The organism is Streptomyces sp. NPDC006733, from assembly GCF_040636125.1.
Taxonomy (GTDB): Bacteria; Actinomycetota; Actinomycetes; order Streptomycetales; family Streptomycetaceae; genus Actinacidiphila.
This window is the reverse complement of sequence record NZ_JBEYJD010000028.1, coordinates 120,936-134,346: the sequence shown is the minus strand read 5'-3', so window position 1 is coordinate 134,346 and position 13,411 is coordinate 120,936. Positions and strand designations below refer to the sequence as shown.

5 protein-coding genes, 1 tRNA gene and 1 rRNA gene are annotated in these 13,411 nt (G+C 70.7%); 6 read left to right on the top strand and 1 reads right to left on the bottom strand.

What is annotated here, in order from left to right; all coding sequences use genetic code 11:
- The 3 genes from rrf to ABZ721_RS24605 form a co-directional block, all read left to right on the top strand.
- Nucleotides 1-88 (top strand): 5S ribosomal RNA (rrf, locus tag ABZ721_RS24615); the annotation flags it as partial.
- A 130-nt stretch (nucleotides 89-218) separates the two neighbouring features.
- Nucleotides 219-890, top strand: coding sequence for a DegT/DnrJ/EryC1/StrS family aminotransferase (locus ABZ721_RS24610; protein ID WP_358790849.1), 672 nt, complete (start codon nucleotides 219-221; stop codon nucleotides 888-890).
- Between the two features lie 76 nt (nucleotides 891-966).
- Nucleotides 967-1,042: transfer RNA gene (locus ABZ721_RS24605), tRNA-Thr, on the top strand.
- A 124-nt stretch (nucleotides 1,043-1,166) separates the two neighbouring features.
- Here ABZ721_RS24605 and ABZ721_RS24600 read toward each other — a convergent pair.
- Complete coding sequence (locus ABZ721_RS24600) at nucleotides 1,167-3,788, bottom strand: SpoIIE family protein phosphatase (protein ID WP_358790839.1); 2,622 nt, start codon at nucleotides 3,786-3,788, stop codon at nucleotides 1,167-1,169.
- A 293-nt stretch (nucleotides 3,789-4,081) separates the two neighbouring features.
- Between ABZ721_RS24600 and ABZ721_RS24595 the strand changes: the two genes are divergently transcribed.
- The 3 genes from ABZ721_RS24595 to ABZ721_RS24585 all read left to right on the top strand — a co-directional run bounded on the left by ABZ721_RS24595 (nucleotide 4,082) and on the right by ABZ721_RS24585 (nucleotide 13,273).
- Nucleotides 4,082-9,517, top strand: coding sequence for a HAMP domain-containing protein (locus tag ABZ721_RS24595; RefSeq protein WP_358790838.1), 5,436 nt, complete (start codon nucleotides 4,082-4,084; stop codon nucleotides 9,515-9,517).
- 225 nt (nucleotides 9,518-9,742) lie between these two features.
- Nucleotides 9,743-10,423: a response regulator gene (locus ABZ721_RS24590; RefSeq protein WP_358790837.1), complete on the top strand. Its 681-nt coding sequence runs from the start codon at nucleotides 9,743-9,745 to the stop codon at nucleotides 10,421-10,423.
- Nucleotides 10,424-10,537: 114 nt separating this feature from the next.
- Nucleotides 10,538-13,273 (top strand): DNA translocase FtsK, encoded by a 2,736-nt coding sequence (locus ABZ721_RS24585; RefSeq protein WP_358790836.1) that lies wholly within the window; start codon nucleotides 10,538-10,540, stop codon nucleotides 13,271-13,273.
- Nucleotides 13,274-13,411 lie beyond the last annotated feature (138 nt).

The following is a 13,411-nucleotide window of genomic DNA, read 5'->3' as shown; positions in this document are numbered from 1 at the left end:
CGGTTACATTCCGAACCCGGAAGCTAAGCCTTTCAGCGCCGATGGTACTGCAGGGGGGACCCTGTGGGAGAGTAGGACGCCGCCGAACAATCATTCAGCCCCAACCCCCGAGCTTCGGCTCGGGGGTTGGGGCTTTTTTGTTGTCCGTCACCCCATGTTCATGTCTCGGCGGGAACCTTGGCACCTCGACATGTGGAGGTAGGGACGTGCGTCAGTTGATGATGGACAGGCAGCCCCTGCGAGACCTCGGTATCGGTTCCGGTGACGAGGTGATCGTGCCGTCCTTCGCGCCGGAGTCGTCCGCGGCGGCCGTGGTGATGGTGGGCGCGACCCCGGTGTTCGCCGACATCGACCCGCGGACGTACTGCCTCGACCCGGCCTCCGTGGAGGCCGCGCTCACCCCCAGGACGTCAGCCGTGCTGGTGGTGCACCAGTTCGGCCACCCGGCGCCCATGCGGGAGCTGGGCGAGCTGGCGGCGCGGCAGGGGATAGCGCTGGTCGAGGAGGACGAGCCGGCGGAGGACGTGGGGGAGGTGGCCAGGCGGCGTGCGCACGCGCGGTTCCTGGACTCGGCGCTGACCGGCGTCATCGTTCCGTACGTCGAGCCGGGCGCGCACCACGTCTACCACCACTACACGGTGCGGATCCCGGGCAACGGCCGGCCCGACCGGGACGCCTTCGTCAGGGCGCTGTCGCGGCGCGGGGTGCGGGCGACCGTGAGCGTTCCCACGCCCGTGCACCGGCTCGCGGCGCACCGGTCCCGCAAGGTGCTGCCGCAGACCGAACTGGCGGCGGCGCAGGCGCTGTCGCTGCCCGTGCACTCGGGGCTGACCCAGCGGGAGTTGACGCATATCGCGGACGCCTGCAACGCCCTCGGTGGCCTGCTCTGATCCCGTCGGGGATCAGGGGGGAACGGGTTACCGAGCACGGTCATTCATGGGTTAAGATTTTCCTTGTCGACACCGAGCCCCTATAGCTCAGTCGGTAGAGCGTCTCCATGGTAAGGAGAAGGTCTGCGGTTCGATTCCGCATGGGGGCCCCAGAAGAAGGACCCCTCGCCTGACGGCGGGGGGTCCTTTTCGTTGTCCGGCCCTGTTGGCCGGATCTGTTCCCGGAGGCCCCTGGCGCCCCTGGTGCCGGTGGCACCAGGGGCTCCTGTCGTGCCGTCAGTTCTCGGGCAGGGCGGGGACGCGCATCGCGAGGATGGCCATGTCGTCGGAGGGCGCGTCCGAGGCGAAGCGCTCCACGGCTCGCTGGATGCGGGCGGCGACCGCGCCGGCGGTGAGGCCGGTGCAGGTGGCGAGGACGTCCGCGAGGCCGTCGTCGCCGAGCATGCGGGAGCCCTCGCGGCGTTCGGTGACGCCGTCGGTGACGCAGAGCATGACGTCGCCCGGGTCCAGGGTGATGGTCTGCTCGAACAGTTCCAGGTCGTCCAGGACGCCCAGCAGCGGCTGCGGTTCGGCGGCGGGCTCCACGGTGCCGTCGGGGCGCAGTCGCAGCGGCAGCGGGTGGCCGGCGCAGACGACCTTGAGGACGGCGCTGCCGTCGGCCTGCGGCCACAACTCGCCGTAGAGCAGGGTCAGGAAGCGGCTGCGGGCGCCCTCGTCCAGGATGGCCGCGTTGAGCCGCTCCAGGACGGCGGGTCCGCCGAAGCCCTCGCGGGCCAGGAGCCGGATCGCGTGCCGGGCGAGGCCGGTGACGGCCGCGGCCTCCGGGCCCGTGCCGCACACGTCGCCGATGGCGAAGCCCCAGCAGCCGTCGCGGATCGGGAAGAGGTCGTAGAAGTCGCCGCCGACCTCGTTGCCCTCGCCGGCCGCACGGTAGATGACCTCGACCTCGACGCCGGGGATGGGCGGCAGCCCCGGCGGCAGCAGGCTGCGCTGGAGTGCCTGGCTGATGGCTGTGCGCTCGCTGTAGAGGCGGGCGTTGTCCAGGGCGAGGGCGGCGCGGCGGGAGAGGTCCTCGGCGAGCTCCAGGATCTCCTGGCGGAAGCGCTCGTCGGCGGGCTTGCCGAGGGTGAGCATGCCGATGACGCGGTTGCGGGCGACCAGCGGCAGGACCACGGTCTCGCCGCCGACCGCGGCGGCGGTCGCCAGCGCGGTGCCGGGTCCGGTCGCGGGGCGGCCCGCCTCGCCGAGGCCCAGACTGCGCAGCGAGGCGCGCAGAGCAGTGGAATGGGCGGCGTCGGAGGGCGCACTCCAGACACGTGCGCCGGGCGTTGGCTCCGGCGCAGGGGGGTTCAGCTTCGCCAGCAGGGCCTTGATGCCGTCGATCCGGTCCTCGTCCTCGTGCAGCACGAAGGCGAGTTCGGGCTCCGACTGCTCGGCGATGGTGTAGACGGCACACCAACTGGCCAGCGTCGGAACGGTCATCTGGGCCATGAGGGCGAGCGTCTGGTCGCGTTCCAGGGTGCCGGCGAGCAGGTCCGACGCCTCGACGAGGAAGGACAGTGAGCCCCGGCGCAGGCGCTCCAGCTCCGTGAGCCGGGCGCTCTCGACCGCGAGCGCGATGCGGTCGGCGGCGAACTGCAGCCGCAGGGCCTGTTCGTTGGAGTACCGGCCGGGTGCCTCGGCGGCGACGCCGAGCGAGCCGGTGAGCCGGCCCTCGACCTTGAGCGGCACCGTGACGATGGAGCGCATGCCGGTGCCGGCGAGCAGCGGGACGGCGCCGGGGACGGCGTTGAGGTCCTCGTGGACGGCGGGCATCCTGGCGCTGCCGTAGCGGCCGGTACCGGCTTCCACGGGGACGCGGGCGAAGCGCTGGCGGGCGGAGGGCAGGCCGGTGGAGGCGCGGACCTCCAGTTCCGTCTCGTCGTCGGTGGCGAGCAGCAGGTAGGCGGCGTCGCCGTCGAGCATGTCGCGGGCGCGCTCCACGGTGCGCTGCAGGAGCCCGTCGAGGTCGTCGGGCGCCGGGGAGCCGATGAAGACCTCGAAGGCGTCCGCGGCCTTCCCACGGTCCCCGGCCGCCGCGTCCGAGCTGACGGGGCCGCGCGCGGGGCTCTGCAGGACGGCCCGCTCGTCGGCGCGGACCAGCAGGCAGACGGTGGAGGGCTCGCCGGTGGTGTCGCGGACCCGCAGGTGGGAGCCGTACACGGGCTGGACCCGGCCGTCCGCGCCGCGTATTCCGTAGGTGCCCTCCCAGCGGGAGAGGAGCAGCGCCTCGGCGAGGCCGATGCCGGTGCCGGGGGTCTGCGGCCAGGCGGTGAGCGTGGTGAGGGGCTTGCCGACCATCTGGTCGGAGGTGTGGCCGAACAGATCCGTGGCGTCGTCGTTCCAGCGGGTGACGACCGCGTTGGCGTCGACCTGGATCACGGCGACGCGGACCCGCTCGTCGGTCAGCGGGAGGGCGGCGGTCGGCAGCGCGGGGCTCGCGGCACGGGTGCCCGCGGAGCGTTCCGGCAGGTCGAGCTGGAACCAGACGTGCTTGGCGGCGGGGGTGTACTCCACGCCCCAGCGGCTGGCGAGGGCCGAGCACAGGACGAGCCCGCGCCCCCCTTCGCTGTCGGGGCTGCGGAGCGGTACGCCGGACTCCTGGAGGGGGACCTCGCGCTCGGGGTAGTGATCGGCGACCTCGACGCGTACCGCTGTGTCGTAGCGCAGGCACTGTACGTCGGCGGAGGTACCCGCGTGGACCACCGCATTGGTGACGAGTTCGCTGGTCAGAACGACAGCGTCGTCGACGATGTCGGAGAAGCCCCACCCCTGGAGGGTGTCGCGGACGAAGGCGCGCGCGACGGCGACCGATCGCCCCACCGGCTGGAAGGTGGCCGCTGCCCGCGCCGTGATCACAGAACTCCTCGTGCGCCCCTCGGCGCTGTCGTCGGTCTCGCTTTCGATTCTTTGCGCCGTCACCGGCGGCCCCCGTGAGGTGTAGGCCCGGTCTGTGGCGGGCAACCGGATGCCAGGTTACTTACCTCCGCTGATGGCGCGTGCGCTGGTTCCGGGTGTTTCTGCCCCGATCGTGCGTCTGGTCATATGCGAAGCTGCCGAACTGTTATGGCCAGGTGCGGGCATGGTGAAACACTGGGCATGTCTAAGAGGCAGTTCACGAGCAGTTTGGTCGACCCTCCGGGAGGGACACGGTGGAGTCCAGCGCATCGACGCGCGGTGCAGTTTCGCGTGGAAAGAACGCGCGATCCCGCGCCAACGGGACCATCGAGGTGGATTCGGCTGCCTTGTACAGACTCCTGGCGGCGTTGGCGTCCATGCGGGACGGCAACTTCCGCAAGCGGCTGACGGTGTCCGGGGACGGGCTGATGGCGGAGGTCTCGGCCGTCTTCAACGAGGTCGCCGACCGCAACCAGCACCTGACGGGCGAGCTGGCGCGGGTGCGCCGGGTCGTCGGCCGTGAGGGAAAACTCACCGAGCGCCTGGAGACGGGGGCCTGCGAGGGCTCCTGGGCGGCCGCGATCGACGCGTCGAACGCGCTGGTCGACGATCTGGTCCGGCCGGTCTCCGAGGTCGGCAGGGTGCTGTCGGCGGTCGCGGAGGGCGATCTGGAGCAGCGGATGGACCTGCGCTCGCAGGGCGCGGACGGTTCCGCGCACCCGCTGCGCGGTGAGTTCCTCAAGGTCGGCCGGACGGTCAACGGCCTGGTGGACCAGTTGTCGGCGTTCACCGACGAGGTGACGCGGGTCGCCAGCGAGGTCGGGACCGAGGGCAAGCTCGGCGGCCAGGCCAAGGTGCGCGGGATGTCGGGTTCGTGGAAGGACCTGACGGATTCGGTCAACACGATGGCGTCCCGGCTCACGGCGCAGGTGCGTGACATCGCTCTCGTGACGACGGCGGTCGCCAAGGGCGATCTGTCCCGGAAGGTCACGGTTCACGTGGCCGGCGAGATGCTGGAGCTCAAGAACACCGTCAACACCATGGTCGACCAGCTGTCGTCCTTCGCCTCCGAGGTGACGCGTGTCGCGCGCGAGGTCGGTACCGAGGGCGAGCTGGGCGGCCAGGCGCAGGTGCCGGACGTCGCCGGGGTGTGGAAGGACCTGACGGACTCCGTCAACCTCATGGCCGGGAACCTGACGGCCCAGGTGCGGGACATCGCGCAGGTGACGGCCGCGGTCGCCAACGGCGACCTGTCGCAGAAGATCACCATCGGGGCGCGCGGCGAGGTCGCGCAGCTCGCGGAGACGATCAACGCGATGACCGAGACGCTGCGGACGTTCGCCGACGAGGTGACGCGCGTGGCGGGCGAGGTCGGCGCCGAGGGGCTGCTCGGCGGCCAGGCGCAGGTGCCGGGGGCGGCGGGGACGTGGAAGGACCTCACGGACTCGGTGAACACCGCCTTCCGCAACCTGACGGCCCAGGTGCGGGACATCGCGCAGGTGACGACGGCGGTCGCCAACGGCGACCTGTCGCAGAAGGTCACGGTGGACGTCTCCGGCGAGATGCTGGAGCTGAAGAACACCGTGAACACGATGGTGGACCAGCTGTCCTCCTTCGGCGCGGAAGTGACGCGGGTGGCCCGCGAGGTCGGTGTCGAGGGCGAGCTGGGCGGCCAGGCGCAGGTGCCGGGCGCGGCGGGCACGTGGAAGGACCTCACCGACTCGGTCAACACCGCCTTCCGCAACCTGACCGGCCAGGTCCGCAACATCGCCCAGGTGACGACGGCGGTCGCCAACGGCGACCTGTCGCAGAAGGTCACCGTGGACGTCTCAGGCGAGATGCTGGAGCTCAAGAACACCGTGAACCGCATGGTCGACCAGCTGTCGTCCTTCGCGGCCCAGGTGACCCGGATGGCGCGGGACGTGGGCACGGAGGGCCGGCTGGGGGGCCAGGCGCGGGTGGACGGCGTCGCCGGCACCTGGAAGGACCTGACGGACTCCGTCAACTTCATGGCCGGCAACCTGACGTCCCAGGTGCGGCAGATCGCCCAGGTGACGACGGCGGTGGCGCGCGGCGACCTGTCGCAGAAGATCGACGTGGACGCCCGGGGCGAGATCCTGGAGCTGAAGAACACCATCAACACGATGGTCGACCAGCTCTCCTCGTTCGCCGACCAGGTGACCCGCGTCGCCCGGGACGTGGGGACCGAGGGGCGCCTCGGCGGCCAGGCGCAGGTGCCCGGCGTCGCGGGCGTGTGGCGCGATCTGACCGACTCGGTGAACGGCATGGCCGGGAACCTGACCGCCCAGGTCCGCAACATCGCGCAGGTCGCCACGGCGGTCGCGCGCGGCGACCTGTCGCAGAAGATCGACGTGGACGCCCGGGGCGAGATCCTGGAGCTGAAGAACACCCTGAACACGATGGTCGACCAGCTGTCGTCCTTCGCGGAGCAGGTGACCCGGGTCGCCCGCGAGGTGGGCACCGAGGGGATCCTGGGCGGCCAGGCCGAGGTCAAGGGCGTCAGCGGCACGTGGAAGGACCTCACGCAGTCCGTCAACTTCATGGCCAACAACCTGACGAGCCAGGTCCGCAACATCGCCGAGGTGACGACGGCGGTCGCCAGCGGCGACCTGTCGAAGAAGATCACCGTCGACGCCAAGGGCGAGATCCTGGCCCTGGTCACCACCGTCAACACGATGGTGGACACGCTGTCGGCGTTCGGTGACGAGGTCACCCGCGTGGCCCGCGAGGTCGGCACCGAGGGGCAGTTGGGCGGGCAGGCCCGGGTGCGGGACGTGTCGGGCATCTGGAAGGACCTGACCGACAACGTCAACCTGATGGCCAACAACCTGACCAACCAGGTGCGTTCGATCGCCGCGGTCGCCACCGCCGTCGCCAACGGCGACCTCACCAAGAAGATCACCGTCGAGGCGCGCGGCGAGGTCGCGCAGCTCGCGGAGACGATCAACACGATGGTGGACACGCTGTCGGCGTTCGGTGACGAGGTCACCCGTGTCGCCCGCGAGGTCGGCACCGAGGGCATCCTCGGCGGGCAGGCCCGCGTGCCCGGCGTCGCCGGCACGTGGAAGGACCTCACCGAGTCGGTCAACGGCATGGCGTCCAACCTGACCGGCCAGGTCCGCAACATCGCCATGGTGACGACCGCGGTCGCCCGCGGCGACCTGTCCAAGAAGATCGACGTGGACGCGCGCGGCGAGATCCTGGAGCTGAAGACGACCATCAACACGATGGTCGGCCAGCTGTCCGCCTTCGGTGACGAGGTCACCCGGGTGGCGCGCGAGGTGGGGACCGAGGGGCGCCTCGGCGGCCAGGCGCGGGTGCCGGACGTCTCCGGCATCTGGAAGGACCTCACCGAGTCGGTGAACCTGATGGCCAACAACCTCACCAGCCAGGTCCGCAACATCGCGCAGGTGGCCACCGCGGTGACCCGCGGCGACCTGAACCTGCGCATCGACGTGGACGCGGCAGGCGAGATCCTGGAGCTGCAGGACTACATCAACACGATGATCGTGCGCCTGCGGGAGACCACGCTCGCCAACAAGGAGCAGGACTGGCTCAAGGGCAACCTGGCCCGGATCTCCGGCCTGATGCAGGGCCGCCGGGACCTGGGCGACGTGGCCGCGCTGATCATGAGCGAGCTGACCCCGGTGGTCTCCGCGCAGCACGGCGCGTTCTTCCTCGCCGAGGAGATCGGGGACGGCGAGCGGGGCTCGGGGGAGGACGAGGACGCGTACGAGCTGCGGCTCGTCGGGTCGTACGGCTTCTCCAAGCGCTCCATGCCCACCACGTTCCTGCCCGGTGAGGCGCTGATCGGGCAGGCCGCGATCGAGAAGCGGTCGATCCTGGTGGAGAACGTGCCGCCGGGGTACCTCAAGATCGTGTCGGGGCTCGGCGAGGCGCCCCCGGCGCACGTCATCGTCCTGCCGGTGCTCTTCGAGGACCGGATCCTGGGCGTGATCGAGCTGGCCGCGTTCCAGCCGTTCACCCAGATCCAGAAGGACTTCCTCAGCCAGATCACCGACATCATCGCCATCAGCGTCAACACGATCAGCGTCAACACCAAGACCGAGGGGCTGCTGGAGCAGTCCCAGGAGCTGACCGAGCAGCTCAAGGAGCGCTCCGGCGAGCTGGAGAACCGGCAGAAGGCGCTGCAGCTGTCCAACGCCGAGCTGGAGGAGAAGGCCGAGCTGCTGGCCCGGCAGAACCGGGACATCGAGGTGAAGAACACCGAGATCGAGGAGGCCCGGCAGGTCCTGGAGGAGCGCGCCGAGCAGCTCGCGGTCTCGATGCGCTACAAGTCCGAGTTCCTGGCCAACATGTCGCACGAGCTGCGCACGCCGCTCAACTCGCTGCTGATCCTGGCCAAGCTGCTCGCCGACAACGCCGACGGGAACCTGTCCTCCAAGCAGGTCGAGTTCTCCGAGACGATCCACGGCGCGGGCTCGGACCTGCTGCAGCTGATCAACGACATCCTCGACCTGTCGAAGGTCGAGGCGGGCAAGATGGACGTCAGCCCGACCCGCATCGCCCTGGTGCAGCTCGTCGACTACGTCGAGGCGACGTTCCGCCCGCTGACGGCCGAAAAGGGCCTGGACTTCTCGGTCCGGGTCTCGCCCGAGCTGCCCGTCACGCTGCACACCGACGAGCAGCGGCTGCTGCAGGTGCTGCGCAACCTGCTCTCCAACGCGGTCAAGTTCACCGACAGCGGCTCCGTGGAGCTGGTCATCCGGCCGGCGGGTCCCGAGGTGCCGCCGGCGATCCGGGAGCAGCTGCTGGAGTCCGGGGCGCTGCGCGACGCGGACCAGCCGCTGATCGCGTTCTCCGTCACCGACACCGGGATCGGGATCGCGGCCAGCAAGATGCGGGTCATCTTCGAGGCGTTCAAGCAGGCCGACGGCACCACCAGCCGCAAGTACGGCGGCACGGGCCTGGGCCTGTCCATCAGCCGGGAGATCGCCCGGCTGCTCGGCGGGGAGATCCACGCCGACAGCCAGCCCGGACGCGGCTCCACGTTCACCCTGTACCTGCCGCTGAGCAGCGGTGAACTGCCGCCGCACGGCTACCCGCAGCTGCCCGGGAGCGAGGCGCTCGGCGAGTCCGACTACCACGCGCCGCACCGCAACCGGCTCGCGGGCAGCAGCCTGTCGCGGCTGCGCCGCCGCTCGGCGCCCCCGCAGCAGCAGCCGCAGCCGCTCCCCGGACAGCCCGTCGCGGCGCCCGCGGAGGAGTCCTGGGTGGACGCCGCGAACGCCGGCGGGTACGAGCGCTTCGCGGGCGGGTTCCACGGCGAGAAGGTGCTCATCGTGGACGACGACATCCGCAACGTCTTCGCGCTGACCAGCGTGCTGGAGCAGCACGGGCTGACGGTGCTCTACGCGGAGAACGGCCGCGAGGGGATCGAGGTCCTGGAACAGCACGACGACGTCGCGATCGTCCTGATGGACATCATGATGCCGGAGATGGACGGCTACGCGACGACGACGGCGATCCGCAGGATGCCGCAGTTCGCCGGACTGCCGATCCTGGCGCTGACGGCGAAGGCGATGAAGGGCGACCGGGAGAAGAGCATCGAGTCCGGAGCGTCGGACTACGTCACCAAGCCGGTCGACACCGATCACCTGCTGACACTCATGGAACAGTGGATGAGCGCCCGCGGAACACCCCGTTGAAAGGTGGACTGTTGACGGGGTGTGTCCATTCAGGTGTGAGGGGGCGGTATTCAGGGAACCTTCTGGTCTCCGCTAGCGTTTCTGCTTCGTGCACAGTGACATGGCGGTGACAGGGTGTGGCGAACGACAGGTGCGGCTACCATGACCGGCACAAGGACGGGCGGCGCAAGGGAGTCGTCCCCGGGGGCGGCCACCAGCGGGGCGCCGGGACGAGGAGGGCGGGCCATGGTGCAGAAGGCCAAGATCCTTCTTGTCGACGACCGACCGGAGAACCTGCTGGCGCTGGAGGCGATCCTCTCGGCGCTGGACCAGACGCTGGTGCGGGCGGCGTCCGGGGAAGAGGCGCTGAAAGCGCTGCTCACGGACGATTTCGCCGTGATCCTGCTCGATGTGCAGATGCCGGGCATGGACGGGTTCGAGACCGCCGCCCACATCAAGCGCCGCGAGCGGACGCGTGACATCCCGATCATCTTCCTGACGGCGATCAACCACGGTCCGCACCACACCTTCCGCGGCTACGCGGCCGGTGCGGTGGACTACATCTCCAAGCCCTTCGACCCGTGGGTGCTGCGCGCCAAGGTGTCGGTCTTCGTCGAGCTCTACATGAAGAACTGCCAGCTCCGGGAGCAGGCGGCGCTGCTGCGCCTGCAACTGGAGCAGGGCGCCTCCGTGGGCGTCAACGGGGCGAAGGAGCCCGCCGGGCTGCTCGCCGAACTCTCCGCGCGGCTGGCCGCCGTCGAGGAGCAGGCCGAGGCGCTGTCGAAGCAGCTCGACGAGTCGGCGGACGCGGCCGCGGTGGCGACCGCCGCGCACCTGGAGCGCAAGCTGACCGGTCTGCGGCGGGCGTTGGACGCCCTGGAGCCCGGCACGAGCGAGGGCGGCGTCAGGTATCCCCCGCAGGACTGAGCGCGGCCCCCGCCGTTGACGCTGCGTCACCCTCGGCCCACCCGAGGCGCGACACGGACGGGGGTACGGGACGCACGCGTGTTCAGTCCCGCCTCGGGAGGTAATCTCGGCACCATGGCCTCACGTACGCCCGGCGGCACTGCCAAGAAAGCTCCGGCGAAGCCTGCGGCCAAGAAGACCGCGGCGAAGAAGACCGCAGCGAAACGCCCCCCTGCCAAGAAGGCCGCGGCCCCGCGCGCGGCGCGGGGGGCCGCTCCCAAGCCCCCCGCCCCGCCGCCTCCCGGCCTGTACCGGATGGTGCGGGCCCTGTGGCTCGGCGTCGCCCACGGCATCGGCGCGGTCTTTCGCGGCATAGGGCGCGGAGCGCGCGGCCTGGACCCCGCCCACCGCAAGGACGGCCAGGCGCTGCTGCTGCTCGGCCTGATGCTGGTGGTGGCCGCCGGCACCTGGTCCGATCTGCGCGGCCCGGTCGGCGACCTCGTGGAGATGCTGATCACCGGCGCGTTCGGCCGGCTGGACCTGCTGGTGCCGATCCTGATCGGCTTCGTCGCGGTGCGGCTGATGCGGCACCCGGAGCAGCCGGAGGCCAACGGGCGGATCGTCATCGGGCTGTCCACGCTGGTCCTCGGCGCCCTCGGCCTGGTCCACGTGGCCTGCGGCTCGCCGAGCCGGGACGCGGGCGCCGGCGGGCTGCGCGACGCGGGCGGCCTGATCGGCTGGGCGGCCGCGTCGCCGCTGCTCTACACGGTGGGCTCGGCGCTCGCCGTCGCGCTGCTGCTGCTCGTCACCGTCTTCGGGCTGCTGGTCGTGACGGCCACCCCGGTCAACGCGATCCCGCAGCGGCTGCGGCTGCTCGCCACCAAGCTGGGCCTGTACGAGGCGCCGCCGGACCTGGACGCCGTTCCGATGGAGGAGCTGTTCGAGGAGGAGGACCCGGAGGACTACCCGCGCCGCAGGTTCTCGTCGCGCTTCACCAAGCACGACCAGGAGCACGACCAGCACGACCAGCACGACCAGAACATGGACGAACTGGCGGCGATGGGGGAGTTCGGCGGCGAGGAGGCCGACGAGCCCCGTCCGCGCCGCCGCCCGCGCCGCAGGGCCGAGCCCGGCGGGCAGGACGCGGTGGACGTGGCGGCCGCCGCGGCCGCGGCCCTGGACGGCGCCGTGATGCACGGCGTGCAGCCGTCGCCGCTCCTCGCCGACCTCAGCAACAGCGTCAGGACGGGCGCGGGGGCGACGGGCTCCGCCGTCCCGGCGGCCCGCGCCGAGGACGCCCCCGAGCCGTCGGGCGGTGTCCCGGACCTGACGAAGAAGACCGTCGACCCGGTGGAACCGCTGCCGCCGCGCGCCGAGCAGCTGCAGCTGTCCGGCGACATCACGTACTCGCTGCCCTCGCTGGACCTGCTGGAGCGCGGCGGCCCCGGCCGTACCCGCAGCGCGGCCAACGACGCGGTGGTCGCCTCCCTGCAGCTGGTCTTCACCGAGTTCAAGGTCGACGCCACGGTCACCGGCTTCACCCGCGGACCGACGGTGACCCGCTACGAGGTCGAGCTGGGCGCCGCGGTCAAGGTCGAGCGGATCACGGCGCTGGCCAAGAACATCGCGTACTCCGTCGCCAGCCCGGACGTGCGCATCATCAGCCCGATCCCCGGCAAGTCGGCGGTCGGCATCGAGATCCCCAACAGCGACCGCGAGATGGTCAACGTCGGCGACGTGCTGCGCTCCGCGGCGGCGGCCGGCGAGGACCACCCGATGACGGTGGCGCTCGGCAAGGACGTCGAGGGCGGCTACGTCATGGCGAACCTCGCCAAGATGCCGCACATCCTGGTCGCGGGCGCGACCGGGTCCGGAAAGTCGTCCTGCATCAACGGCCTGATCACCTCGATCATGTGCCGGGCCACCCCGGACGAGGTCCGCATGGTGCTGGTGGACCCCAAGCGCGTCGAGCTGACCGCGTACGAGGGCATCCCGCACCTGATCACCCCGATCATCACCAACCCGAAGCGGGCCGCCGAGGCCCTGCAGTGGGTGGTCCGCGAGATGGACCTGCGCTACGACGACCTGGCGGCCTTCGGCTTCCGGCACATCGACGACTTCAACGCGGCGGTGCGCTCGGGCAAGACCCAGCCGCTGCCGGGCAGCGAGCGCGAGCTGTCGCCGTACCCGTACCTGCTGGTGATCGTGGACGAGCTGGCCGACCTGATGATGGTCGCGCCGCGCGACGTGGAGGACTCGATCGTCCGCATCACGCAGCTGGCCCGCGCCGCCGGCATCCACCTGGTGCTGGCCACCCAGCGCCCCAGCGTCGACGTCGTCACCGGTCTGATCAAGGCGAACGTGCCGTCGCGGCTCGCGTTCTCCACCTCGTCGCTCGCCGACAGCCGGGTCATCCTGGACCAGCCGGGCGCCGAGAAGCTGATCGGCAGGGGCGACGGGCTCTTCCTCCCCATGGGCGCGAACAAGCCGACCCGTATGCAGGGCGCCTACGTCACCGAGGACGAGATCGAGAAAGTCGTCGAACACTGCAAGGCGCAGCTGACGCCGACCTACCGGACCGACGTGGCGGTCGACACGGGCCCCAAGCGGGAGGTCGACGAGGAGATCGGCGACGATCTCGACCTGCTGTGCCAGGCCGCTGAGCTGGTCGTTTCCACGCAGTTCGGCTCGACGTCGATGCTGCAGCGCAAGCTGCGTGTGGGATTCGCCAAGGCGGGCAGGTTGATGGATCTAATGGAATCCCGCGGGATCGTCGGACCGAGCGAAGGTTCGAAGGCGCGGGATGTCATGGTCAAAGCGGACGAACTGGATGGTGTGCTGGCTGTCATCCGCGGTGATGCTCACTCGTAAGAGCACGCGGGGCAACCGTTTCTCCTGTTCGTGCGTCAAGTTGATGCAGGAGGGCGACACATGGCCGACTGTCAGGCTCACGCACGGCGGTCCCGTAAAAGACGCCCCCGCAATCCTGATGGCGGACAAAGACCGGCT